The organism is Roseovarius sp. CAU 1744 (assembly GCF_039839345.1).
In the GTDB taxonomy this organism is placed as follows: Bacteria; Pseudomonadota; Alphaproteobacteria; order Rhodobacterales; family Rhodobacteraceae; genus Roseovarius.
On record NZ_JBDOQV010000001.1, the window covers coordinates 778351 to 801800 of the forward strand.

Genomic DNA, 23450 nt, shown 5'->3' on the forward strand with positions numbered 1-23450 from the left:
GAAAACGGTGTTAGCCAAGCCAGGCGCGGATCGCGGCCTCGAACTCGCGGGGTTTTTGCGCGTGCAGCCAGTGTTCGGCACCGGGGATCTTGGCGAACTGGGCGCGGGGGAACAGGCGTTTGATCTCGGGCCGGTGATCGGGCTGCACATATTCCGACAAGGCGCCTGACAGAAACAGCGCCGGGCCGTCATATCTGTCCGACATCTCGGGGAACGCCATGATCTTGGGCATTTCACGTTCCAGCGTATCCAGGTTCAGGGTCCAGCGTCTGTTCTTGATATCGAGGGACTGCAGAAAGAAAGATACCAATTGGGGATCATCCACCAGCTGTTCCAGGCGCGCGGCGGCGTCCGACCGTTTTTCGATCCCGCTCAGATCAACCGATCTCATCGCCGTGATATAGGGCAGCTGACTGTGCGAATAGCTGACCGGCGATATGTCCGCCACGATCAGCTTGTTCACGAGATCGGGCCGCTTCAGTGCCAGCACCATCGCCGCCTTGCCGCCCATCGAATGGCCCATCACGTCAAACGGGCGGTCCAGATGCGCCAGCACCTCGGCCAGATCATCGGCAAGGTCCGGATAGGCATGGGTGCCTGTCCAATCGCTCTGACCGTGGTTGCGCATGTCCACGGCCACCACCTGCCGCGTATCCGAAAGGCGCTTGGCGATGACCCCCCAGTTGCGGCCCGAACCATAAAGGCCGTGGGCAATCAGCAGACCGGGCTGGTCCGTCGGCTCGCCATGTGAGATCATGTTCAACATAGCCGATTGATACCTGCCGTGGCGCCCAAGGGCCAGCCCGAGAAGGTAGATTGTATCCGAAGGGGGGCGCCGGTGATTGAGCCAGAGCAATTCCAGGTCCGCGTCAAGGCGCTGGAGAGCCAATTGCAGGAAAAACTGGGTGTGCGTGGCAGTGATCTGCAGAAACAGTTGGCGCGCGCGGGCCGCCGCCTGCCAAGGCGTGTCCGGCGTTCAGGGCACGTCATTGCCGATGCCCAGGCTGCGGCCGCGCATCCGAAACTGGCCCGGCTGCGGGATGAAAAGGCGATTGATGCGGCGTTCCGGGACATTTCCGCGCATCTGCGGACGATCGACCCGGCGGACCGTCGCAAGGGCGTGGTGCTGGGCATCCTGGGCAGCGCGGTGTTCAACCTGATATTGCTGGCAGCGGCCTTGACCGGGTTTCTCTATTGGCAGGTCTTCACCGGCTGACGGTGTTGGCACCGGGCTGGCATTGGGTGGGGGCAAGCAGGCGCGAAAAACCCCGCGCAGCGGTGCTGCGCGGGGCAAAATCGGATCGCGTGTTACCTCAGAGGTTGGAGTAAAGCGGGAAGCGCGCGCAGAGTTCGGCCACTTCGCCTTTCACCTTCTCTTCGACAGCGCCGTTATCGTCCGGACCGTTGGCGGCCAATCCGTCGACAACCTCGACGATCCAGTCGGCGATCTGGCGGAACTCGTCCTCTTTGAACCCGCGGGTCGTGCCGGCGGGTGTCCCCAAACGGATGCCAGAGGTGACGGTCGGTTTTTCCGGGTCGAACGGGATGCCGTTCTTGTTGGTGGTGATATGGGCGCGGCCCAGGGCGGCATCGGTGATGTTGCCGGTCACCTTCTTTGGGCGCAGGTCAACCAGCATCACATGGGTGTCGGTGCCGCCGGTCACGATGTCCAGCCCGCCCTTGATCAGTTGATCGGCCAGCGCATCGGCATTGGCGCGGACCTGTTTGATGTAGGTCTTGAACTCGGGGCGCAGCGCCTCGCCGAACGCCACGGCCTTGGCGGCGATCACGTGCATCAGCGGGCCGCCCTGAATGCCGGGGAAGATGGCCGAGTTGACCTTTTTCGCGATCTCCTCGTCATTGGTCAGGATCATGCCGCCGCGCGGGCCGCGTAGCGTCTTGTGGGTGGTGGTGGTGGCCACATGCGCGTGCGGGAAGGGCGAGGGGTGTTCGCCCGCCGCGACCAGACCGGCAAAGTGGGCCATGTCGACATGCAGGTAGGCACCGACCATATCCGCAATCTCGCGCATCCGGGCAAAGTCGATCACCCGCGGGATGGCCGAACCCCCGGCGATGATGATCTTGGGATTGTGCTCCTTGGCCATTTCCTCGACCTGGTCATAGTCGATCAGGTTGTCCTGCTTGCGCACACCGTATTGCACGGCATTGAACCATTTGCCCGACTGGTTGGGTGCCGCGCCGTGGGTCAGGTGGCCGCCCGAGGCCAGGTTCATGCCAAGGATGGTATCGCCCGGCTGGATCAGCGCCTGCATGACGCCCTGGTTGGCCTGTGATCCCGAATTCGGCTGCACGTTGGCGAACTCGCACCCGAACAGTTCCTTGGCGCGGTCAATCGCCAGGTTTTCGGCAACGTCCACATATTGGCACCCGCCATAGTAGCGGCGCCCCGGATAACCTTCGGCGTATTTGTTGGTCATCACGCTGCCCTGGGCCTCCATCACGGCGGCCGAGACGATGTTTTCGCTGGCAATCAGCTCGATTTCATCGCGCTGGCGGCCAAGTTCGGCCGTGATCGAGCCATAGAGCTCGGGATCGCGCGACGCGAGGGATTCAGTGAAGAAACCAGAATCAGACATGGGTTGATGCTCCGAAATGGGTTGCGTTGCGGGATTTCCTATCGGAAACACCAGCCGGGTGTAAGCCTGTAAAGCGACAATTCCGCCCGCAGGACCGTCACCACTGGCACAGCGGCGCAACTTGTGCTTCGATCGGAACCATTGGATGCGCTTTGGAAACAGGACCACCCGCAATGACCATCAGGATTGCCTTTGTCGCAAGCGATGTCGCCTCGGCGCGCAAAGCGCATGATGTCCTGGCGAAACGCTATGGCAATGTCGCCGAGGAAGAGGCCGATGTGATCGTGGCGTTGGGCGGCGATGGCCTGATGTTGCAGACATTGCACCGTACCCAGGGGCTGGACGTGCCGGTCTACGGGATGAATCGCGGCACCGTCGGGTTTCTGATGAACACCTATGACAAGGATGATTTGCCCCAGCGACTGCATGATGCGGTTGAAGAGGTCATCAACCCGCTTGCCATGACAGCAAAGAGCGTCGATGGCGCGATGCACCAGGCGCTGGCGATCAACGAAGTGTCATTGTTGCGCCGTGGCCCGCAGGCAGCCAAGCTGAAGATCACCATTGACGGGCATCTGCGGCTGGATGAGCTGGTCTGCGACGGTGCCCTGCTTGCCACGCCCGCGGGATCGACGGCCTATAACTACAGCGCGCATGGCCCGATCCTTCCGATTGGTGCCGATGTCCTGGCGCTGACCGCGGTTGCCGCGTTCCGCCCGCGGCGTTGGCGGGGGGCGTTGTTGCCCAAGACCGCGACGGTGCGTTTCGATGTCATCAATCCCAAGAAACGGCCGGTCATGGCGGATGCCGACGGCCGTTGGGCCGAGAACGTGCTGTGGGTTGAGATCAAGTCAGAGCCCAGCATCGCCCACCGTATCCTGTTCGACCCGGGTCACGGTCTGGAAGAGCGTCTGATCCGCGAACAGTTCGTCTGAACACGAAAAACGATCGACCTTGTAAAAGGCGCCCAAGAACAAGCAGGTAGATTGCTGTTATCCGATAACAATGTCTTGTTATTGCCTGTCCCGCCGCTTCACACGCAATTTGCTGCTGTCCGATACGTGTTGAATAAATGACTACGAATCTAGAACAAAACTGGGTGGGGAAATGCACCGGAATAACAACGTAAAGGCCGTGATTTTATCAGTGCTGATTGTAATCAGTTCGGTCGTCCCGTCTGATGCAACTGGCAGCCATGTTTTCGTGTTCGAGTTCCTACAGCGTACGGCTGCAAGCTTGTCTCAGAGTATCCTGCATGGGGTGCACGACCTTTTCACGCCGTAGTCGCGTTTTCTAGTAGATCGGGCAGATACCCCCGCGTCTTATGGCGCGGGGGTTTTTTGATTCAGCCCCGCGCGTAGCCGATGGTTTGCAGGGCTGTCCGGATCTCATCCAGGATGGCGGGATCATCGATGGTGGCGGGCATCTTGTAGTCCTGGCCGTCGGCAATGCTGACCATGGTCGCGCGCAGGATCTTGCCGGAGCGAGTCTTGGGCAGCCGGTCGACGACGACCGCCAGCTTGAAGGCCGCGACCGGGCCGATCTTCTCGCGCACCAGCTTGACGCATTCGTTCGCGACATCTTCGTTGCTGCTGGCGGAGCCCTTGTTGAGGCACAGGAACCCGACAGGCAACTGGCCTTTCAGCTGATCGCTGACGCCGATCACGGCGCATTCGGCAACCTCCGGATGGCCGGCCAGTACCTCTTCCATCCCGCCGGTGGACAGGCGGTGACCGGCCACGTTGATGACGTCATCGGTGCGCGCCATGATGTAGAGGTACCCATCCTCGTCGATCATGCCCGCATCGCCGGTCTCGTAGAAACCGGGGAAGGTCGTCAGATAGGATTTCCGGAAACGGTCCTCGGCGTTCCAGAGCGTCGGAAGGGTGCCCGGGGGCAGGGGCAGCCTGACCGCAATCGCCCCCAGCTGGTTCGGGCCCATCGGGTGGCCGCCTTCATCGAGGATCTGCACATCGTAGCCGGGCATCGGTACGGTGGGCGAGCCGATCTTGACCGGCAGCGCCTCGATGCCCGCCGGGTTGCCGACGATGGTATAGCCGGTCTCGGTCTGCCACCAATGGTCATAGACCGGTACCTTCATGGTGGCCTGCGCCCATTCGATCGTGTCGGGGTCCGCACGCTCGCCCGCCAGGTAGAGCGCCCGCAGGCACGAGATATCGTAATCCTTGATCAACGCGCCCTTGGGGTCGTCTCGTTTGATCGCGCGCAGGGCCGTCGGCGCGGTGAAGAAACAGCGCACGTTATGTTCGCTGATGACGCGCCAAAAAGTGCCGGCGTCGGGCGTGCCCACGGGCTTGCCCTCGAACACGATGGTGGTGTTGCCGTGAACCAGCGGCGCGTAGCAGATATAGCTGTGTCCCACGACCCAGCCCACGTCCGAGGCCGCCCAGAACACATCACCCGGATCGACATTGTAGATATTCTTCATCGTCCAGTTCAGCGCCACCAGATGCCCGCCGGTGGGGCGCACGACGCCCTTGGGGGCGCCCGTCGTACCGGACGTGTAAAGGATATAGACCGGATGGTTGCCTTCAACCGGTACGCATTCGGCGGGCGCCACCCCGTTTTGCACCTCGTACCAGTCATGATCGCGACCGGGCGTCAGTTCGGCGGGTTTCTCCTCGCGCTGCAGGATGATGCAGAAATCCGGTTTGTGCCCGGCCAGTTCGATGGCGCCGTCCAGCAGCGGTTTGTAATCGACCACGCGGCCCGGCTCCAGCCCGCAAGAGGCGGCTATGATCGCCTTGGGCTGCGCATCGTCGATCCGAACGGCCAGCTCGTTCGAGGCAAACCCGCCGAAAACCACCGAATGGATCGCCCCCAGCCGGGCGCAGGCCAGCATCGCCTCAAGCGCCTGCGGGACCATCGGCATGTAGATGACGACGCGATCGCCCTTTTCGATCCCCTTGTCGCGCAGCGCCCCGGCAAGCGAGGCGACGCGGGTTTGCAGTTCGGCGTAGGAAATCTTGTCTTTCGTGCCGGTGATCGGGCTGTCATAGATGATCGCCGTCTGCGCGCCCCGGCCGGCCTCAACATGACGGTCCACGGCATTGTAGCAGGTATTGACCAGCCCATCGCTGTACCACTCGTAGAGCGGTGCGTTTTCATCAAACAGCGCCTTGGACGGTTTCCGGGTCCAGTCGATGGCATCCGCCGCCTGCATCCAGAAGCCTTCCGGGTCTTTCCGCCACCCCTCGTAGACGTCGCTGTAAGCCATGCTTTCCTCCTCCGGCGATTCTTGTGATTACTGTTACGGGATCACTGGCGCTTGCGACAAGAAAGTTACCGGTAGCAGCGACCGTTTGGCACAGAAATTTGCAGTGTCTCAGGACTCTCCCTTGCATATTTTTGCAAATCTCCCTTGAAACAGCAGGTTTCTTTAGGCGGTGGTGGCGATTTGCAAAATTGCAAATATCCGCCTGCAAACAAAATGATTCCGCCCAAGACGTGTTTCGCTCAGTTCTGCCGCCGGGCAAATTACGACTCGTGCCGTGTCGAAATCCGCCATGCTCGGACCCGCGTATATGCTAGGATATTCTCAGGGCGCGGCACGGTGCCAGCCCGATTTGTAGAAGGTATTGTTGCCATGGGCGACAAGAAGCAAAAGCCGGCACGGCCCGGCGCAAAAACCACCAAGAAGTAATTTCAGTACCGTGTTCGCGCCGCCGGAGGATTCTCCGGCGGCGTTTTTGTTATCCGTAATGATCGACGGGTGTGCCGGCGATTGCCGCCATGTTCAGCAGCCCGCGGGCGGTGATCGAAGGCGTCACGATATGCGCCCGGTTGCCCATGCCCATCAGGATCGGTCCAACCTCCAACCCGCCGCCTTTCATCTTGAGGATGTTGCGCACGCCCGACGCCGCATCAGCATTCGAGAAGATCAGGACATTCGCCGCGCCTTCCATCCGGTTGTCCGGCAGCAGCCGCGCGCGCAGATCGGGATCCAGCGCCGCATCGACGTTCATTTCGCCCTCGTAGCAGAAGTCGCGGGGTTGGCTGTCAAGAATCCTCAGTGTTGCGCGCAACCGCTTGCCCGAATCCTCGCCCTGATTGCCGAACTGCGACTGCGAGCAAAAGGCGATCTTCGGCTCGATGCCGAAACGCCGGACATGGCGGGCGGCGCCGACCGCCACCTCGGTCAGGTATTCCGGATCGGGGAACGTGCGCACATGGGTATCGGCGATAAACAATGGCCCGTCCTCGAGGATCATCATCGACAGCGCGCCCTGCGGGTGATGCGTCGCGTCACCCAGCACTTGTGTCACGTAGTTCAGATGCCAGCGATATTCGCCAAATGTGCCGCAGATCAAGCTGTCGGCCTCACCACGATGCACCATCACCGCGCCAATCGCGGTCGAGTTCGTGCGCATCACCGCGCGGGCCAGGTCGGGCGTCACCCCCCGGCGCTTCATGATCTCGTGATAGCTGCCCCAGTAATCGCGATAGCGGGGGTCGTCCTCGGGGTTGACGATGTTGATGTCGCGCCCGGGCCGGATATCCAGCCCCAGGCGTTCGCAGCGCTGTTCGATCACGCTGGGCCGGCCAATCAGGATCGGCAGCTCGCTGGTTTCCTCCAGGATGGCTTGGGCTGCGCGCATGACGCGCTCGTCCTCGCCTTCGGCAAAGACGATGCGCCGCGAAACATTTGCGGCGGCCTCGAAAACGGGTCGCATCAGGAGGGCGGATTTGTAGACCGAGGCGTCCAGCTTTTCCTTGTAGGCCTCCAGGTCGTCAACCGGGCGGGTGGCCACGCCGGTTTCCATGGCCGCCTTGGCCACGGCGGTCGAGACGATGCCGGATAGGCGCGGATCGAAAGGTTTGGGGATCAGGTATTCGGGGCCAAATGTCAGTTGCTCACCCTGATAGGCGGCGGCGGCCTCGGCGCTGGTCGTGGCGCGGGCGAGGGCGGCGATCCCCTCGACACAGGCCAACTGCATCGCGTCGTTGATCTGCGTCGCGCCCACGTCCAGCGCACCGCGAAAGATGAAAGGGAAGCACAGCACGTTATTGACCTGGTTGGGAAAATCGCTGCGTCCCGTGGCGATGATTGCATTCGGGGCCACTTTGCGGGCCTCGTCGGGCATGATCTCGGGCGTGGGATTTGCCAGGGCAAAGATGATCGGGCGTTCGGCCATCCTGGCGACCATTTCAGGCTTGAGGACATTGGGGCCCGAAAGCCCCAGGAACAGGTCCGCCCCCACGATCGCCTCGTCAAGCGTCCGCATGTCGGTGTCTTGCGCAAAGGCTTCTTTCTGCGGGTTCATGTCCTCGGTCCGGCCTTTGTAAACCAGCCCGTGGATGTCGCAGAGAAAGATGTTTTCGCGCTTTACGCCCAGTTTCACCAGCATGTTCAGGCAGGCGATCCCGGCCGCGCCACCCCCGGTCGAGGCGATCTTGATATCGGCGAATTTCTTGCCCGCCACGTGCAGCGCGTTATAGGCGGCCGCCCCGACGACGATTGCGGTACCGTGCTGGTCATCGTGGAAAACCGGGATATTCATGCGCTCGCGGCAGAGCTTTTCGACGATGAAGCAGTCCGGCGCCTTGATATCCTCGAGGTTGATCGCGCCGAAAGTGGGGCCCAGTGCGCAGACTATATCGGCCAGTTTCTCGGGGTCGGTTTCGTCCACCTCGATGTCGAAACAGTCGATATCCGCGAATTTCTTGAACAGGACGGCCTTGCCCTCCATCACCGGTTTGCTGGCCAGCGCCCCGATATTGCCCAGCCCCAGGACCGCGGTGCCGTTACTGACCACGGCCACCAGATTGCCGCGGGCGGTATAGCGGCTGGCCTCGGCAGGGTCGGCCTTGATTTCCAGGCAGGCCTCGGCCACGCCGGGCGAATAGGCGCGCGACAGGTCGCGACCATTGGCCAGGGGCTTGGTGGCCCTGATCTCGAGCTTTCCGGGCTTGGGGAACTCGTGATACTGCAGCGCCGCCTGACGTAAATTGTCCTTCTGAGCATCGTTCATATCACGCCCTCCCTATTTAGTTTAATATTAAACTACTTTCAACCGCCTTGAATAATCAGGCTTTGCGCCCGTTGCAAGCCCAGCTTGCAATTTGCGGGGCCTTGACGCAATCGCGAATTATCGTGGGCCTTCGCGGCGTGCTATCTGCCTGTTGGGCATTGCTCTTGCCGGCGCTTTCTGGGTAGAGACTTGTGGCGCCGCGTACCAACAGACAGGAAAACCCATGACCCAGCATCTGACCGTCGTGAACCACCCGCTGATCCAGCACAAGCTGACATTGATGCGCGAAAAGGAAACGTCGACCGCGGTGTTCCGCCAGCTATTGCGTGAGATCAGCCAATTGCTGGCCTATGAGGTGACCGACCAGCTGCCGATGACGACGCGCCGCATCGAAACCCCGCTGCAGGAGATGGACGCCCCCGCGCTGGACGGGCGCAAGCTGGCGCTGATCTCGATCCTGCGGGCGGGCAACGGGCTGCTGGACGGGATGCTGGAGCTGATCCCCTCGGCGCGGGTTGGCTTTGTCGGGCTTTACCGGGACGAAGAAACCCTGAAGCCGGTGCAGTATTACTTCAAGGTGCCCGACCACCTGGATGAGCGCCTGGTGATCGTGGTCGACCCGATGCTGGCCACGGGAAATTCCTCGGCAGCGGCGGTTGATCTGCTCAAGCAATCCGGCGCCCGGGATATCCGTTTCCTGTGCCTTCTGGCCGCCCCTGAAGGGGTTGCGCGGATGCACGAAGCGCACCCGGATGTGCCCATCGTCACCGCCTCTCTGGACGAGAAGCTGAACGAGGTGGGATATATCCTGCCGGGACTAGGTGATGCGGGTGATCGGATGTTTGGCACTAAATAAGCCAATTACTGTTTACTAGGCGTCAAAAATAAGGCACTCTGCTCCGAACTGTTCCGGGGGCGAAATGACCTTATCGAGAGTGTTCGCGGCAGCTGTCATTGCCGCATCCATTGGCCTAGGCAACGCGCAGGCACAATCCCAGAAAAACGGTCTGGTTCCTGCAGAATTTCCACCCGCCTCCTATCAGGGCCGGCAATATGTCGATAGCCAGGGATGCGTGTTCATCCGGGCGGGTATCGACGGCAATGTCACCTGGGTCCCGCGCGTCACCCGCAGCCGCAAGGTCATCTGCGGATTCAAGCCGACATTTGCACGCAAGGCAGCGGTGCCCGAACCTGAGACGGTGACTGCACCCAAACCGGTCCCGGTGGCGAAACCAGTGCCCAAACGCGCCGCCAAGCCAAAAGCGCAACCGGTCAGAACTGCGCCGCAGCCGAACATTCCGGGCAACCGGGGCCGGCAGGCGGCGTGCCGGGGCGGCAACGCGGTATCGCAGCCCTATGTCGGACGGGTCGGTGACAATGTGCGCTGCGGCCCGCAGCAGGGAACGTTTGCAACCAATCTGCACCGCCGTAGCGATGACCGGGGCGCGGCGGTGACCGCCCGCCAGCAGGCGCCGGCAGAACCGGTGCGCGTCGTGCCGCGACATGTCTACGAAGACCAGGTTACCAGCGTCCCGGGCATCAGCATCCCCGAGGGCTACAAACCGGCCTGGGATGATGACCGGCTGAACACCCGCCGTGCGCACCAGACGATGGCGGGCAAGGCGCAGATGGATCAGATCTGGACCGAAACCGTGCCGCGCAAACTGATCCCGTATGATGCCGGTCGCGTTGCTACCTCTCGCAAGTCCGGCGAATATGTCCCGGTGCGCGCTGGTGGTTCGACGATGACCCTGTCAACACGGTCAGCATCGGCAAAAACCACGCGGCGGGCCAACGACAGATAGACCGCGGCAGGCCTTCGGCGGCTTTTGATTTGCGCTGCGGCACATGGGTTCGAACGGTTAGGCACGTTCGAGAGGAGCGACAATGCTGTTGCGGGCGGAACCCCGTAAGTGACCTAACCGCCGCAGATACCCTGCAGGCGCACCCAGTTGGCATCGTTCAGCACCGGTTCGGGTGTGCCGTTGGCAAACGGGTCCGCCTCGATCAGGCCCAGGGTGGTCTCACCGGAGATATCGACGGCAAACGCATAGGGTGTTGACCGGACCGACCACGCCCTGAAGCCGTCAAGCACCACGTCATCGGGCAGCGGCTGGTTGGCGCCGGTCAGCAGGCGCTGGGCATAGGATTGCAGGATGTCAGGATCAAGCGCGCCGGTTGTCAGCAGCTGAAAGCTGGCCCAGAAGCCATTATGCGCCAACAGCGTATCCAATGGATCGCGGCGCGCAGCGCGTAAACGCTCAACGACAATATACCCCGCGGCCACATCGGGTTCTTCGTGGTCCTCGACCAGCGCGCGATTGATAAGGATCGTGCCCCCCGGCAGATGGGTCGCCTCGTCAACGCCGCCACGCACAACCATGATCCGGCCGGGACCTTCGGAGGCCGGCAGCCGGGCTGCCAGTTGCGCCAGCGCCGCCACGCCGTTCGTGTCATTGCAGGCGGGGCCGGTGATCCGCTGCATGATGTCCAGCAGGGCCTGGCCGATCTCGGCGCGTTTGACATCGGGCACAACTGAGACCGCATGCGCGCGCATCGCCCCCGGCAGCCAGAACAGCAGCAGCGTGACGACCGCCGCCATCGATACCAGGAAGGTAACCAGGCGCAGCCGGCCGGGATGCGGGCGCCGGCGATCTACCGCGGTGCGCAGTTTTTCGATGGCGGCAACCATTTCCCGTTCGTTTTCCGAGAACTCCAGCGTTTCTCCGGGATCGCCATCGGGATGGTAGATTGCCGGCCTGCGGCCCGGATTGGCCCGTTCGACAGCGGGGATCGACCAATGGGCAAGGGGCTGGTCGCGCATATCGGAGATAACCAGCGTGGCATCGCCAATCGACACAACGACTTCGGTGCGTTGGGCATCGGGCGTTGGGCGCCACAGACCGGACGCCTCAAGCCGCTGGTATTTGTGGAGTGCCGTCATGTCCTTGCGGGCCTGCTCTGCCTCGTTGGGGCAAGAGTAGCACGCAGCCGGGCAATGGGGCAATTGCGGTTGCACATAATGCGACGGCGCAAGGCGTTAAACCCGAGAGACCGCGGCCTCTGGCATGTTGCCATCGGCAAGGGGCTTGGCCTAAGTTTGGCCAGACGAGTTGCCAGTTGGGGAAGTTTCATGAGTCGGGTCTTTGCTGCGTTCCTGGTTGCGGCATTCACAGCGAATGCCGTGGTCGCGGAAGAATTTCGTTACGAGTTCGAAGGTGCGAGCCTTACCATCGAGGAAGATTTTCACGATTGCGGGCGGGCAGCCAAGGGAGAACTGCGCCATCCCTATCCGGGTCTTCATGACGATCCTGCCGGGCTTCAGCGTATCGTTCGCGCGCTGGCCGAACTACGCCGCGCCGATTGCGGATTGACGAATGTCCTCGACCTCAGGCTGTACGGGACCGAGCATGTTTCGGAAATTACGGTTCTGGGAAGCGATTTCTGGCAACTTGACGCGCTGCGCCGGCCAGAGGCTGAAACCGCCGCAGAAGCCGCGGCAGGGGCGGCGCGGCTTGCCGAAATCATGGCCGCGCCGGTTGTCGATGACCACCCGCTTGCCTATCGCGGTTGGGCGCGATCAGAGCTGCTCTATGCGGAAGACGCCTTTCGCCTCTACGCCGCGTTCGCCTCGCGCGAAAATGACCGGGCCGAACTGGTCATGGTATTCGCCGACACGCCGGGCCAGCCGTTCTTTCCCACCGCCCTGCAGCAGATGGAGCGCAACAACATAACCGTCGTTCCCGGCGCGGAGTATTTCGCCATGCTTGACCGTGCAATGGCCGAGGCCGGGCCACCCTATTGGCAGGGTAACGAGATCCAGCACTATCTTTCGGGCTATTACGCACCCGAGGACCGTGAGGCGATCCTCAGCGGCGACGGCGTTGTCGAGACCGCTTTCCATCGGATGAATTACGGGCGTTACTGGGATGGGGAACGGATGCGCGTGACACCGATTCCGTTCATGTATCTCGGCTATGAGGCGGCACCCGAAGAGCTGCTGATTGATCGTGAACGCATCGAGATCAGATTTGGGCCTTCGGCACCGGGACCGGAGGGCGTGGCTGTTGCGGCAGTGGCGGAACTGGCCGAGGTGCCCAGCGATGGATATCTGCCCGAGGGACCGTCACCAAAGCGGCTGTATCAGCGCAGGGCAGTGCGCGAGGCCACGATTGAACAGGGGCTCATCTTTCTGAACGATGGGTTCTGGGCGCGGTTCTCGTCAAGCGACGTACAGCGCATTTTCGAGGCGCATGCCGATTACCTTGCGGTCGGCGATCCCGGTTTCTCGACGCTTCTGATGCACTATCTGGACCAGAACGCCAGGCAATGCCGGCATCTGATCGAAAAGCCTGTCGCGTGGCAGCTGAAGGAAATCACCGTTTCGGTCGACGGCTGGGGCAATTCCAGCAAAAGCGAAAATGTGATCTGGGATCTGATCGTACCGGCGCGGTTCATGCCGCATCTGGAAACGCGTTTCAATGCGCCGGGGCCGACGGCGGGCGAAACGCTGGAGTTTTCGCTTGATCTCATGCGCCCGGGGGGCCTGGGCGGGCTGGCGGGCGATATCGCGCGGGACCGGCAAGAGATCGAGGAATCGATCGAAGACATCAAGAAAATCATGGCACTTGGTGATTGCGGCAATGCGTTTCATGTCCAGTTCGAGGAGATGCTGTATCTGCACCTGGCAGAGCTCAACCCCGAGACCCACACCACGCTTACATTTGCCGAGGGCGATCGCGTGACAATGGATCTTTTTGAACCGGGAACGGCCGAACGCCTGAAAACCGCCTGCCTGGCGGCAGATGATTTCCTTGGCAAGCGGGACGACTGGCGCCGCTGCGGCTGTATCGAGAACAAGCTGGATGCTTACCTGCCGGACCGGGTCGGGCTTTATACCGAGCGCTTTCAGCGACTGTGGCCCGACGTGCGCGACATCCGGGAAAAACCATCCCCGAGAAACGCCGCCGATCGGGCGCTGCTGAGCGTTTGGAACGAGTGCCTTTAACTCTTGCGTCGGCCGGTTGCGTTTTCAGACGCGCGACAGGTCGTTCAGCGGCGTGTCTCCAGTGGGCTCAGAGCTCTTTCGCCACCTTGCGCAGTTCGAACTTCTGGATCTTGCCGGTCGAGGTCTTCGGAAGCTCCTGGAAGACGACCCGCTTGGGTGTCTTGAAACCGGCAAGGTTCTGACGGCAATAGCCGATCAGTCCGGCCTCGTCCTCGGCCGCGCCCTTCTTCAACTCGACAAAGGCGCAGGGCACTTCTCCCCATTTTTCGTCCGGCTTGGCGACCACCGCGCACAGATTGACATCCGGGTGGGCCATCAGCACGCCTTCGACCTCTACCGACGAGATGTTTTCGCCGCCCGAGATGATGATGTCCTTGGCCCGGTCGGCGATCTTCAGGTAGCCGTCGGGATGTTGCAGCGCGATATCGCCGGAATGGAAATACCCGCCCGCGAAACATTCCGCCGTCGCCTCGGGGTTCTTCAGATACCCCTTCATGACCGTATTGCCCCGGATCATGATCTCACCCTGCGCTTCGCTGTCCATCGGTATCTGGGACATGTTTCCGGCGTCCATCGAGGTGATGTGTTCCGCCATCGGCATCAACACCCCGGTCCTGGCCTTGATCGCATAGCGCTCCTCCTCGGGCTTGCCGTCCCAGTCGCTGTGCCACAGGCATTCGGTCACGTGGCCGTAGGTTTCGGTCAGGCCGTAGACCTGGGTGACGTCAAAACCCAGCGGTTCGATCTTGCGCAGGGTCGCGGCGGGGGGCGGGGCACCGGCGGTGAAGACCTTCACGGTATGGTCGAACTTGCGCCGGTCGTCCTCGTCGGCGTTCACGATCGTGTTCAGAACGATAGGCGCACCGCCGAAATGGGTGATACCCTCATCTGCGATCAGGTCGTAAATTCCCTTGGCGGTGATGTCGCGCAGGCAGAACACGGTGCCGCCCAGCAAGGGCATCATCCAGGTGTGGTTCCAGCCGTTGCAATGAAACAGCGGCACGATGGTCATGTAGCGCGGATGCCGCGTCATTTCCCAACTGATCGCCGTGCCCATCGTCATCAGGTAGGCGCCGCGATGGTGGCAGACCACGCCCTTGGGCCGTCCGGTCGTGCCCGAAGTATAGTTGAGCGCAATGCTCTCCCATTCATCCTCGGGCATGATCCAGGCAAAATCGGGATCGCCCGTGGCGAGCAGTTCCTCATAGGTCTGGTAATCGCCGCTGGCGGGCAGGCCGGCCTGTCCGTCAGGCACCTCGATGACGATCGGTGCGGGGCCATCCATCTGGTCGATTGCATCCTTCACCAGGGGCAGAAATTGCGTATCCGCCAGCACAACCTTGGCCTCGCCGTGATCGAAGATATAGCCAACGGTGTTGGCCTCAAGCCGGGTATTGATCGTGTTCAGCACCGCGCTGCAGGCGGGGACGCCGAAATGCGCCTCGGCCTGGGCAGGGATGTTGGGCATGACCGTGGCAACCACATTGCCGGGTGCGACGCCCAGCTTGACCAGCCCCGAGGCCAGGCGCGTGCAGCGTTCATGATATTCGGCATAGCTTCGGCGCGTGTTGCCGTACACGACCGCATCGTAACCAGGATAGAGATGCGCCGCACGGCGCAGATGCGACAGCGGGGTCAGTGGCACGAAATTCGCCGCGTTCTTGTCCAGCCCGGTTTCGTCTTTCATCCAGCCCATCGAATCCCTCCCTGATTCTGCCTCGGCTTTGCAGTCCAATCGAGAATATTGAAAAAGTCCCGCCGATCAATTTTTAAATGTCAGACAATTGATATTGACCCGCCCAGGCTCTAGCCTGCCGCCATGATCATCTCGCGCGGGCGCAACTATATCTTCGTCCATATTCCCAAGACCGGCGGCACGTCGATGGCCCTGGCGCTGGAGGGGCGGGCGATGAAGGATGACATCCTGATCGGCGATACACCCAAGGCGATCCGGCGACGGGGCCGGTTAAAGGGGCTGCGGACGGCAGGCCGGCTTTGGAAACACAGCACGCTGGCGGATATCGACGGTGCGATCTCTGCCGAACAGCTCCGCCGTGTCTTCGTTTTCACGCTGGTGCGCAATCCCTGGGACCGGCTGGTCAGCTATTACCACTGGCTACGGAACCAGACCTTTGATCATCCGGCGGTGGCCCTGGCACGGGAGCGTGATTTCAGCGGGTTTCTCAATGCGCCTGAAACCATTGCGGCCCTGCACGCCCAGCCCTATGCGCATTACGTGACTGCCGCTGACGGCCAAGAGCGGTGCCATGCCTACCTGCGCCTGGAGCATTTTGAGGCGGACGCAGCCCCCTTGTGGGAACATCTGGGGTTCGAACTGACCCTGCCGGTGGCCAATCAATCAGTTTGGGCCGGTGACTATCAGGATTTCTACACCGCCGAGGATCGGGATCTGATCGCAAACGTCGCGGCGCCGGATATCGGTCGATTCGATTACCGATTCGATTAATGAATTCCTAACAGCGTTCCTAAATTCAAGAATTCCGCGGGCAGAACCGCGAACAATCGCGAAGCTGGGCGTTTGATTGTTCACAATAAGGCGACATTGCCTTAATTCTGCCGCGTTTCAGCCCCGTAGCCGGCAAATCCTGCCCGCAATGTGACCTGGTTAACGCCACACTCCGGCGCGCTCCGGAACTCTTGTAGGGATGCAGGGAATGCTTGGATGGACATCACAGAAGAACGGGAATACCCGCCGTATGTCAGAAGCGTCGGGCGCCTTTGATGGCGGTGCCACGGGTGTGATGACGGGCCTTTCGGTGGCGACCAAGGTCGTTTCATCCATGGGATTGAGGAAGGTTGAGGCGTTGACGGAGGGCGACAAGGTCTTGACCTTTGACGCCGGCATGCAGGCAATAAGCAAGATCACGCGCCAGAATCTCTGGCAAGGTGAGGGCCCGTGCCCGCAACGTTTCTGGCCGCTGGAGGTCGCGGCCGGTGCGTTGGGCAATCGCGACGTCATGTTGCTGCTGCCGCACCAGAGCGTGATGATCGAAAGTGACGCCGCAGAAGAAGTTTACGGCGATCCCTTCACCCTGATACCGGCCGTGGCGCTGGAAGGGGTGAACGGCATCCGCCGTATCGAACCCGTGGATGATTTCGAAGTGTTCACGCTGCAATTCGAAACTGACCAGGTGGTCTTTGGCAACAGCGGGGCGCTATTTTTCTGCCCCGCGGCCCGGGATCTTCTGGCACACGCGTTCGAGCCGGTGGAACAAACGTCCTACACGGTTCGGCCCTTGCGCGAAGCTCGCGTTCTGGCCAGAGAACTACAGGGCGCGAAAGCCGCGATCTGCGATGTGTCCCCATGCGAAAGCATGGTCGCCGCCTGACGGGCAGAAAGAGGCGGCAAAAAGAAACCGCGCGGCCAATGCATGGGGGCCGCGCGGTTTTTCTTTGGTCGGACCCAATGTGCGCAGGCGGGACCAAGTTTCCATGGACGGAAACGGAATTTTCGAAAATTCCGTATCGGAAAATTTCAATTTTCCTTCCCGTTTTCTTTGAAGAAAACGGTTCCGGCTATCGGTGACGCGCAGCGCTAAAAACGGGCTCAGGGCCGCCATTCGGCGACCCTGAGTTTGTCCGTCATATGCCACCTTGCGGAACTGGTGCTCAGGCGGCGCTGGCTTGTGAGGCGAAACGGCCGTAGAAGTTCTGGTTCTTCTGGGCCATGTCGCGCAGCAGGTCGGGGGTTGTGAACCGTGGCCCGAACTCTTTGGTCAGTTGGTCACAACGTTCGGCCGCGTAGGGCGTGCCGATGATGTCGAGCCAGCTGAACGGGCCACCGGACCAAGGGGCGAAGCCCCAGGCCAGGATCGCGCCGACATCGCCTTCTCGGATATCCTCCAGCACATCTTCTTCCAATGCGCGCACGGCCTCGAGTACCTGTGCGAACATCAGACGATGCTGAACGGTGATCAGGTCGGGCTGCTCGGCGGCGCGGGGATATTGCGCCGCCAGACCGTCCCAGTACCCCTGCCGCTTGCCTTTTTCATCATAGTCGAAGAACCCGGCACTGGATTTGCGGCCCAGACGACCTTGCTCTTCCATCCAGAAGATCACCTCGTCCACCGCACCGTCCGGGTAATCATCACCCATCGCCGCGCGGGTGGCGCGGGCGATCTTGGCCCCCAGATCGATCGAGGTTTCATCGACCAGTTGCAGAGGCCCGACCGGGAAGCCCAGCTGGCGTGCAGCATTGTCGATCAGCGATGGTGCCACGCCCTCGGCCACCATGCGGATGCCTTCGTTGATGTAGGGGATGATGCAGCGGTTGGCATAGAAGAACCGCGCATCGTTGACCACGATCGGCGTCTTGCGGATCTGGCGCACGTAATCAAGCGCCTTGGCCACGGCCACGTCGCCGGTTTCGCGCCCCTTGATGATCTCGACCAGCAACATCTTTTCCACCGGTGAGAAGAAGTGGATGCCGATGAATTTTTCGGGCCGCACGCTGGCCTTGGCCAGATCGGAAATCGGCAGGGTCGAGGTGTTGGTGGCAAAGATGCAGTCCTCGCCCACGACGGCCTCGACCGCCTTGGTGACCTCGGCCTTGATGGCAGGGTCCTCGAACACCGCCTCGATGATAAGGTCACAGCCCTTGAGCGCATCGTAGTCGGTGGTGGCGGTGATCAGCCCAAGCGTCTTTTCTTTCTTTTCCTCGTTTGCCTTGCCGCGCTTGATGCCCTTGTCCATGTAGTCGGCGGTATAGGCCTTGCCCTTATCGGCTGCCTCCTGTTTCTGGTCGATCAGCACAACCTCGATCCCGGCCATGGCCGACACCAGCGCAATGCCGGCACCCATCATGCCCGCACCCATGACACCAACTTTTTTCACCGACTGATCCGGCGCCTCGGGGCGATTGGCGCCTTTTTCCAGCGCCTCCTTGTTGATGAAGAGCGAACGGATCATCGCCGCCGAGCTGGGATTCAGCAGCACATTGGTGAACCAGCGCGCCTCGATCTTGATCGCGGTGTCGAACGGCACCTGCGCGCCTTCATAGACCGCGCTCAGCAGCGCCTTGGCCGCCGGGAACGCGCCCTGCGTCTTGCCGTTGACCATGGCCGAGGCGCCGACGAATGTCATGAAACCGGCGGGATGATAGGGCTCGCCGCCGGGCATCTTGTAACCCTTCTCGTCCCAGGGCTTGACGAATTTCGGCTCGGAAAGCACCCATTCCTTCGCCTTGGCGATCAACTCGTCTGCGGGCACGACCTCGTCGATCAATCCGCCGGCCTTGGCCTTTTTCGGATCGCTCAGCTTGCCCTCCAGCAGGAAGGGCGCGGCCGCCATCGCGCCCATCTTGCGCGTGAGCCGCGTTGTGCCGCCCATGCCGGGGAAGATGCCGACCATGATCTCGGGCAGGCCGATCTTGGCCTTGGGGTTGTCGGCCGCAAAGATCCGGTGGCAGGCCAGCGGAATTTCCAGGCCGATGCCAAGCGCGGTGCCGGGCAGGCAGCAGGCGATGGGCTTGCCGCCCTTGTTCTTGTCGTCCATGCCGCCGCGCTCGATCTTGCGCAGGATGGCATGGGTCTGCATCAGACCATCCATTAACCCCTTGGCCGGGTTGTCGCCGGCGCTTTCCTTCATCTTGGCGATGATGTTCAGGTCCATCCCGCCGGCAAAGCTGCCTTCCTTGCCCGAGGTGATGATGATGCCCTTGACCGCGTCATCGGCCAGCGCCTCATCGATCAGCGCATCAAGGTCGATGAACCCCTGCTGGTTCATCACGTTCATCGACTTGCCGACCGTGTCCCAGGTGATGACGGCCACGCCGTCGGCGTCTGTTTTCATTGTGAAATCTGTCATTTACTCTCTCCCGTTTCGGGTGCTTTGAAAGGGCTGCCATCTTTGAGGGTAAAACTGGCATGCCCGTCTTTGATCCGGACCATCAGGTCGATATCGGAATAGGTTCCAACCTCTTCATCACTGCGCGTGCCGATAACAAGGAACCTTGCGGAGGTGTCTGTCTGGTTGACCAGCTGGTGCCCGTTCGGATCGCCTGCCGGGAAGGCAGCGCAATCGCCCGGATACATCCGGGTTTCGCCCGCGTCGTCGATCAGCGTGCAGACGCCTTCGGTCACCATCACGAACTCGTCCTGGTTCTGATGCCAGTGCCGGAGCGAGGATTTCGCACCCGGCTCCAGTATGACCAGGTTCGCGCCGAACTGGGTCAGCCCGCCCGCATCGCCAAGCCGCAGCGACGAGCGCCCGGCCATCTCGCTGGCATAGGGCTCGGGATAGATCGAGCCCGTGCGCGGTTCGAGTTTCGACTGGTCAATGACCGGCATGGGTCAGACCCGCTCGATGATCGTGGCAGCCCCCATGCCCGACGCGATGCAGAGCGTGGCAAGCCCGGTTTCCTTGTCCGCCCGTTCCATCTCATCCAGCAATGTGCCGATGATGATCGCGCCCGTGGCCCCCAGGGGGTGACCCATGGCGATGGAACCGCCGTTGACATTGACCTTCGCCGGATCGACATCGAAAGCCTGCTGGAAGCGCAGGACAACCGAAGCAAAGGCCTCGTTGACTTCAAACAGGTCGATATCGCCGATCTTCATGCCGCTGTCGGCAAGGATCTTCTCGGTCGCGGGAACCGGGCCGGTCAGCATGATCGTGGGATCGGTGCCGATCTTGCAGGTCTGGCGGATGCGCGCGCGCGGCTTCAGCCCGTATTTCTTGCCGAATTCCGCGTTGCCGATCAACACGCCCGCCGAGCCATCGACGATTCCGCTGGAATTGCCCGCATGGTGGATGTGGTTGATCTTCTCCAGATGCGGGTATTTCAGCTTGGCCACGGCGTCGAAGCCCGGCATCACCTCGCCCATCTGCTGGAAACTGGCATTGAGCGCGCCCAGGCTTTGCATGTCGGTCCCGGGGCGCATGTATTCGTCATGGTCAAGGATGGTCAGGCCGTTCTGGTCCTTGACCTCGACGATCGAGTTCTTGAATCGCTTGTCGTCCCAGGCCGCCTTGGCGCGTTTCTGGCTCTCGACCGCCAGCGCATCGGCCTGGTCACGGCTAAAGCCGTATTCGGTAGCGATGATGTCCGCGGAAATCCCCTGCGGCACGAAATAGGTTTCCATCGCGATCGAGGGATCCACGGCAATCGCTGCGCCGTCGCTGCCCATCGGAACGCGGCCCATCATCTCGACCCCGCCGGCGATATACGCCTCACCGGCGCCGCCCTTGACCTGGTTTGCGGCCAGGTTGACCGCTTCCATGCCGCTGGCGCAGAACCGGTTGATCGCCAGGCCGGGAATGGTTTCATCCAGATCCGAGGCCAGCACGACGGTCCGCGCCAGGCAGCCGCCCTGTTCCTTCACCTGGGTGACATTGCCCCAGATCACGTCCTCGACCGCGTGGCCATCCAGACCGTTGCGCTCCTTGAGCGCGTTCAGCACCTGGGTCGAGAGGCGGACGGCGGTCACCTCGTGCAAAGAGCCGTCCTTGCGGCCCTTGCCGCGCGGGGTGCGCACGGCGTCGTAGATATAGGCATCGGTCATGTCGTTTCTCCTTTTCAGGCGCGGTCCGCGGTGGATCCGGGCATCAGGTCATAGGGATGTTTCCAGCCGGGGGTATTCCGGATGTTCGAAAGCCACCGGTCGATATTCGGCCAGTCCTCGCGGTCGAAACCGAATGGCTCGGGGTAGAAAAGATAGCCGCAGCAGGAAAGGTCGGCGTTGGTCAGGCCGTCGCCCACGATCCAGTCGCGACCCTCGAGATGGGCGTTGAGCGCTGTATAGGCAGCCCTGAGCCGCCCCTGCGTGAAGCTGATCACCTCGGCCGGGCGCTTGTCTTCGGGCAGGAAGTTCATCAGGAATCGGGTCATGCCGGCCTGGCTGGAGAGCTTGTGGTTGTCCCAGAACATCCACCGCATCACCTCTCGCTGATGCTCCGGTGTGGCGCCGCCGAATTTGCCGGTCTTCTCGGTGATATACATCTGCATGACGCCGGATTGGGTCAGCGTGGTATCTCCGTCGACCAGCACCGGCACCTCGCCCATGACGTTGATCTTGCGGAATTCCTCTGTCCGGGTTTCGCCGCCGAAGAAATCGACAAAGACCGGTTCCCAGTCAAGGCCGCTGAGTTCCAGCGCCAGCGCCGCCTTGTAGGCATTGCCGGATTCTCCCATGCAATAGAATTTAATGGTCACGCGTGTCCTCCTGATGCTGTGCCTGTGACAGCTGTTGGATGTGAGTATTTTGAGCAAGATGAAGACGGGACGCGTTCATTGTCCATTAACGTTAATGCGATGTGATCGGTTTCGCGGTACAGGCTGGAGAGCCGATGACCGCGCAAGGTGAAGCCCTGCTTCGGCGCCTGATGCCAGTCGGCCCGTGCGTCGGGCAGGGTGGACCTGTCCCTTTCATCTTGCCCTAAATACTCCCGCCGGAGGCGTTCCGCGGGTGAAGCCTGGCGTGACGTCATGCGGACTTCCCTTCGCTGAAACTGCGCGAGATCAGCTCTTTCATGATCTCGTTGGTGCCACCGTAGATGCGCTGAACCCGCGCGTCAGCCCACATTTCCGCGACCGCGTATTCCTGCATGAAACCATAACCGCCATGCAGCTGTACGCATTCATCCAGCACCTCGCACTGGGTGTCGGTCATCCAGTATTTGGCCATCGCCGCCTTTTCGACGGTGAGCGCCCCGCGCATGTGTTCCGCGATGCATTCATCGAGGAAGGCGCGGGCCACCTTGGTCTTGGTCAGGCATTCGGCCAGCTTGAACCTTGTGTTCTGGAACCGTGTCAGCGGCCCGCCAAAGGCTTCGCGCTCCTGCGCGTAGGCGATCGTGCGTTCCACCGCGCCTTCCATTGCCCCTTGCGCGCCGCAGGCGATGATCAGGCGTTCCTGTGGCAACTGCTCCATCATCTGGAAAAAACCGCGGCCCTCTTCACCGCCCAGGATGTTCTCGGGTGGAATTTCGACATTATCGAAGAATAGCTCGGATGTGTCCGCTGCGTGCAGGCCAACTTTCTCCAGGTTGCGGCCACGCGAGAACCCCTCGGCCTGCTCGGTCTCGACCACGACCAGAGAGATGCCGCGTGCGCCTTCCTTGGGGTCGGTCTTGGCGGCAACCACAATGAGGTCGGCGTGTTGCCCGTTGGTGATAAAGGTCTTCTGGCCCGACAGGCGGTAGGCATTGCCGTCGCGCAGGGCACGGGTCTTCATGCCCTGCAGGTCGGAGCCCGCGCCCGGTTCGGTCATCGCCAGCGCGCCCACCATCTCGCCCGAGACCATTTGGGGCAACCAGCGCTTTTTCTGCGCCTCGCTGCCATAGGCAAGGATATAGTGCGCCAAGATGCCGGAATGGATCGGGTTGCCCCAGCTGGCAAGATTGGCGCGGGATTGCTCTATGCAGATCACCGCCTCGTGTCCGAAATCACCGCCCGCGCCGCCGTATTCCACGGGGATCGAGGGGCATAAGAGGCCCAGCTCACCCGCCTGGTTCCAGGTCTCGCGATCCATTTCGCCCTGCTTGCGCCAGCGTTCGAACCGCGGTGCCCATTCATCGGTGATGAATTTTGCCGTCATGTCGGACAGCATCCGGTGTTCGTCGGTCATCCATGTGGATGTCATCGGGGTTCTCCCGTCATTTCTTGCGCGCGTCGAGTTCGGAATTGAAAATCCTGAGCCGGTGCGAGAACGTGTCCTCGTTGATCACGCTGTCGAAGTTCTCGAAGAGGAAGGACAGCGCCTCGCCCTCGTCCAGCCCCGCCTCCTGGGCGAATTTCCGCAAACGGCGATAGCCATCCTCGGTCATCGCGGCATTGAAACGGCGGGTCAGACGAAAGCGCTTGGGCATGTCGGTACTCTTTCTGGTGGTGGG

General features: G+C 61.5%; 20 protein-coding genes. 7 read left to right on the forward strand and 13 right to left on the reverse strand.

The window, feature by feature from the left end:
- Positions 1 to 10: 10 nt before the first annotated feature.
- Positions 11 to 766, reverse strand: a complete 756-nt coding sequence (locus tag AAFO92_RS03805; RefSeq protein ID WP_347533316.1) for an alpha/beta fold hydrolase — start codon at positions 764 to 766, stop codon at positions 11 to 13.
- Between the two features lie 72 nt (positions 767 to 838).
- On the opposite strand from AAFO92_RS03805, the gene AAFO92_RS03810 reads away from it, so the two are divergent.
- Positions 839 to 1216: a hypothetical protein gene (locus tag AAFO92_RS03810; RefSeq protein ID WP_347533317.1), complete on the forward strand. Its 378-nt coding sequence runs from the start codon at positions 839 to 841 to the stop codon at positions 1214 to 1216.
- A gap of 97 nt (positions 1217 to 1313) precedes the next feature.
- Here AAFO92_RS03810 and glyA read toward each other — a convergent pair whose 3' ends face one another.
- Complete coding sequence (gene glyA / locus AAFO92_RS03815; RefSeq protein ID WP_347533318.1) at positions 1314 to 2597, reverse strand: serine hydroxymethyltransferase; 1284 nt, start codon at positions 2595 to 2597, stop codon at positions 1314 to 1316.
- 173 nt (positions 2598 to 2770) lie between these two features.
- Here glyA and AAFO92_RS03820 point away from each other — a divergent pair, with 173 nt between their 5' ends.
- Positions 2771 to 3532, forward strand: a complete 762-nt coding sequence (locus tag AAFO92_RS03820) for an NAD kinase (protein ID WP_347533319.1) — start codon at positions 2771 to 2773, stop codon at positions 3530 to 3532.
- A 410-nt stretch (positions 3533 to 3942) separates the two neighbouring features.
- Here the strand turns inward: AAFO92_RS03820 and prpE are convergent, their stop codons facing one another.
- Both prpE and AAFO92_RS03830 read right to left on the reverse strand, forming a co-directional pair.
- Complete coding sequence (prpE, locus tag AAFO92_RS03825) at positions 3943 to 5835, reverse strand: propionate-CoA ligase PrpE (protein WP_347533320.1); 1893 nt, start codon at positions 5833 to 5835, stop codon at positions 3943 to 3945.
- 475 nt (positions 5836 to 6310) lie between these two features.
- Positions 6311 to 8590 carry an NADP-dependent malic enzyme gene (locus AAFO92_RS03830; RefSeq protein WP_347533321.1) on the reverse strand — a complete coding sequence of 760 codons (2280 nt, stop codon included), beginning with the start codon at positions 8588 to 8590 and terminating at the stop codon, positions 6311 to 6313.
- 223 nt (positions 8591 to 8813) lie between these two features.
- Between AAFO92_RS03830 and upp the strand changes: the two genes are divergently transcribed.
- Together upp and AAFO92_RS03840 are read left to right on the forward strand one after the other, a co-directional pair.
- Positions 8814 to 9446, forward strand: coding sequence for a uracil phosphoribosyltransferase (gene upp, locus AAFO92_RS03835; RefSeq protein WP_347533322.1), 633 nt, complete (start codon positions 8814 to 8816; stop codon positions 9444 to 9446).
- A gap of 64 nt (positions 9447 to 9510) precedes the next feature.
- Positions 9511 to 10395 (forward strand): hypothetical protein, encoded by an 885-nt coding sequence (locus AAFO92_RS03840; RefSeq protein ID WP_347533323.1) that lies wholly within the window; start codon positions 9511 to 9513, stop codon positions 10393 to 10395.
- A 113-nt stretch (positions 10396 to 10508) separates the two neighbouring features.
- Here AAFO92_RS03840 and AAFO92_RS03845 read toward each other — a convergent pair whose 3' ends face one another.
- The gene (locus AAFO92_RS03845; RefSeq protein ID WP_347533324.1) at positions 10509 to 11534 is read right to left on the reverse strand and encodes a hypothetical protein; all 1026 of its coding nucleotides are present in this window, start codon (positions 11532 to 11534) and stop codon (positions 10509 to 10511) included.
- A gap of 189 nt (positions 11535 to 11723) precedes the next feature.
- Here AAFO92_RS03845 and AAFO92_RS03850 point away from each other — a divergent pair, with 189 nt between their 5' ends.
- Complete coding sequence (locus AAFO92_RS03850) at positions 11724 to 13598, forward strand: hypothetical protein (RefSeq protein ID WP_347533325.1); 1875 nt, start codon at positions 11724 to 11726, stop codon at positions 13596 to 13598.
- Positions 13599 to 13665: 67 nt separating this feature from the next.
- On the opposite strand, the gene AAFO92_RS03855 is transcribed toward AAFO92_RS03850, so the two are convergent.
- Positions 13666 to 15294 (reverse strand): AMP-binding protein, encoded by a 1629-nt coding sequence (locus tag AAFO92_RS03855; protein WP_347533326.1) that lies wholly within the window; start codon positions 15292 to 15294, stop codon positions 13666 to 13668.
- 123 nt (positions 15295 to 15417) lie between these two features.
- On the opposite strand from AAFO92_RS03855, the gene AAFO92_RS03860 reads away from it, so the two are divergent.
- Both AAFO92_RS03860 and AAFO92_RS03865 read left to right on the forward strand, forming a co-directional pair.
- Positions 15418 to 16065 (forward strand): sulfotransferase family 2 domain-containing protein, encoded by a 648-nt coding sequence (locus tag AAFO92_RS03860; protein WP_347533327.1) that lies wholly within the window; start codon positions 15418 to 15420, stop codon positions 16063 to 16065.
- A 310-nt stretch (positions 16066 to 16375) separates the two neighbouring features.
- On the forward strand, positions 16376 to 16948 hold the full coding sequence (locus tag AAFO92_RS03865) for a Hint domain-containing protein (RefSeq protein ID WP_347533328.1): 573 nt from the start codon (positions 16376 to 16378) through the stop codon (positions 16946 to 16948).
- On the opposite strand, the gene AAFO92_RS03870 is transcribed toward AAFO92_RS03865, so the two are convergent.
- The 7 genes from AAFO92_RS03870 to AAFO92_RS03900 all read right to left on the reverse strand — a co-directional run bounded on the left by AAFO92_RS03870 (position 16886) and on the right by AAFO92_RS03900 (position 23426).
- Positions 16886 to 17179, reverse strand: a complete 294-nt coding sequence (locus AAFO92_RS03870; protein ID WP_347533329.1) for a hypothetical protein — start codon at positions 17177 to 17179, stop codon at positions 16886 to 16888. The two genes, AAFO92_RS03865 and AAFO92_RS03870, sit on opposite strands and share 63 nt — an antisense overlap.
- Before the next feature lie 49 nt (positions 17180 to 17228).
- Entirely contained in the window at positions 17229 to 19424 is a 2196-nt protein-coding gene (locus AAFO92_RS03875; protein ID WP_347533330.1) for a 3-hydroxyacyl-CoA dehydrogenase NAD-binding domain-containing protein, read from the reverse strand.
- Complete coding sequence (locus tag AAFO92_RS03880) at positions 19421 to 19906, reverse strand: cupin domain-containing protein (RefSeq protein ID WP_347533331.1); 486 nt, start codon at positions 19904 to 19906, stop codon at positions 19421 to 19423. The genes AAFO92_RS03875 and AAFO92_RS03880 overlap by 4 nt, the downstream gene beginning before the upstream one ends.
- A gap of 3 nt (positions 19907 to 19909) precedes the next feature.
- Complete coding sequence (locus AAFO92_RS03885) at positions 19910 to 21121, reverse strand: acetyl-CoA C-acetyltransferase (RefSeq protein WP_347533332.1); 1212 nt, start codon at positions 21119 to 21121, stop codon at positions 19910 to 19912.
- Positions 21122 to 21135: 14 nt separating this feature from the next.
- Positions 21136 to 21771, reverse strand: a complete 636-nt coding sequence (locus AAFO92_RS03890; RefSeq protein ID WP_347533333.1) for a glutathione S-transferase — start codon at positions 21769 to 21771, stop codon at positions 21136 to 21138.
- Positions 21772 to 22042: 271 nt separating this feature from the next.
- Entirely contained in the window at positions 22043 to 23200 is a 1158-nt protein-coding gene (locus tag AAFO92_RS03895) for an acyl-CoA dehydrogenase family protein (protein WP_347533334.1), read from the reverse strand.
- Between the two features lie 13 nt (positions 23201 to 23213).
- Entirely contained in the window at positions 23214 to 23426 is a 213-nt protein-coding gene (locus AAFO92_RS03900) for a hypothetical protein (protein WP_347533335.1), read from the reverse strand.
- Positions 23427 to 23450 lie beyond the last annotated feature (24 nt).

What these genes read in the sequence shown, in the direction of transcription:
- glyA (WP_347533318.1), bottom strand. Translation starts at nt 2,597, where the DNA reads ATGTCTGATTCTGGTTTCTTCACTGAATCCCTCGCGTCGCGCGATCCC.
- AAFO92_RS03820 (WP_347533319.1), top strand. Translation starts at nt 2,771, where the DNA reads ATGACCATCAGGATTGCCTTTGTCGCAAGCGATGTCGCCTCGGCGCGC.
- AAFO92_RS03830 (WP_347533321.1), bottom strand. Translation starts at nt 8,590, where the DNA reads ATGAACGATGCTCAGAAGGACAATTTACGTCAGGCGGCGCTGCAGTAT.
- AAFO92_RS03860 (WP_347533327.1), top strand. Translation starts at nt 15,418, where the DNA reads ATGATCATCTCGCGCGGGCGCAACTATATCTTCGTCCATATTCCCAAG.
- AAFO92_RS03845 (WP_347533324.1), bottom strand. Translation starts at nt 11,534, where the DNA reads ATGACGGCACTCCACAAATACCAGCGGCTTGAGGCGTCCGGTCTGTGG.
- AAFO92_RS03850 (WP_347533325.1), top strand. Translation starts at nt 11,724, where the DNA reads ATGAGTCGGGTCTTTGCTGCGTTCCTGGTTGCGGCATTCACAGCGAAT.
- AAFO92_RS03900 (WP_347533335.1), bottom strand. Translation starts at nt 23,426, where the DNA reads ATGCCCAAGCGCTTTCGTCTGACCCGCCGTTTCAATGCCGCGATGACC.
- prpE (WP_347533320.1), bottom strand. Translation starts at nt 5,835, where the DNA reads ATGGCTTACAGCGACGTCTACGAGGGGTGGCGGAAAGACCCGGAAGGC.
- upp (WP_347533322.1), top strand. Translation starts at nt 8,814, where the DNA reads ATGACCCAGCATCTGACCGTCGTGAACCACCCGCTGATCCAGCACAAG.
- AAFO92_RS03895 (WP_347533334.1), bottom strand. Translation starts at nt 23,200, where the DNA reads ATGACATCCACATGGATGACCGACGAACACCGGATGCTGTCCGACATG.
- AAFO92_RS03885 (WP_347533332.1), bottom strand. Translation starts at nt 21,121, where the DNA reads ATGACCGATGCCTATATCTACGACGCCGTGCGCACCCCGCGCGGCAAG.
- AAFO92_RS03875 (WP_347533330.1), bottom strand. Translation starts at nt 19,424, where the DNA reads ATGACAGATTTCACAATGAAAACAGACGCCGACGGCGTGGCCGTCATC.
- AAFO92_RS03880 (WP_347533331.1), bottom strand. Translation starts at nt 19,906, where the DNA reads ATGCCGGTCATTGACCAGTCGAAACTCGAACCGCGCACGGGCTCGATC.
- AAFO92_RS03855 (WP_347533326.1), bottom strand. Translation starts at nt 15,294, where the DNA reads ATGGGCTGGATGAAAGACGAAACCGGGCTGGACAAGAACGCGGCGAAT.
- AAFO92_RS03840 (WP_347533323.1), top strand. Translation starts at nt 9,511, where the DNA reads ATGACCTTATCGAGAGTGTTCGCGGCAGCTGTCATTGCCGCATCCATT.
- AAFO92_RS03805 (WP_347533316.1), bottom strand. Translation starts at nt 766, where the DNA reads ATGTTGAACATGATCTCACATGGCGAGCCGACGGACCAGCCCGGTCTG.
- AAFO92_RS03870 (WP_347533329.1), bottom strand. Translation starts at nt 17,179, where the DNA reads ATGGCGGCCCTGAGCCCGTTTTTAGCGCTGCGCGTCACCGATAGCCGG.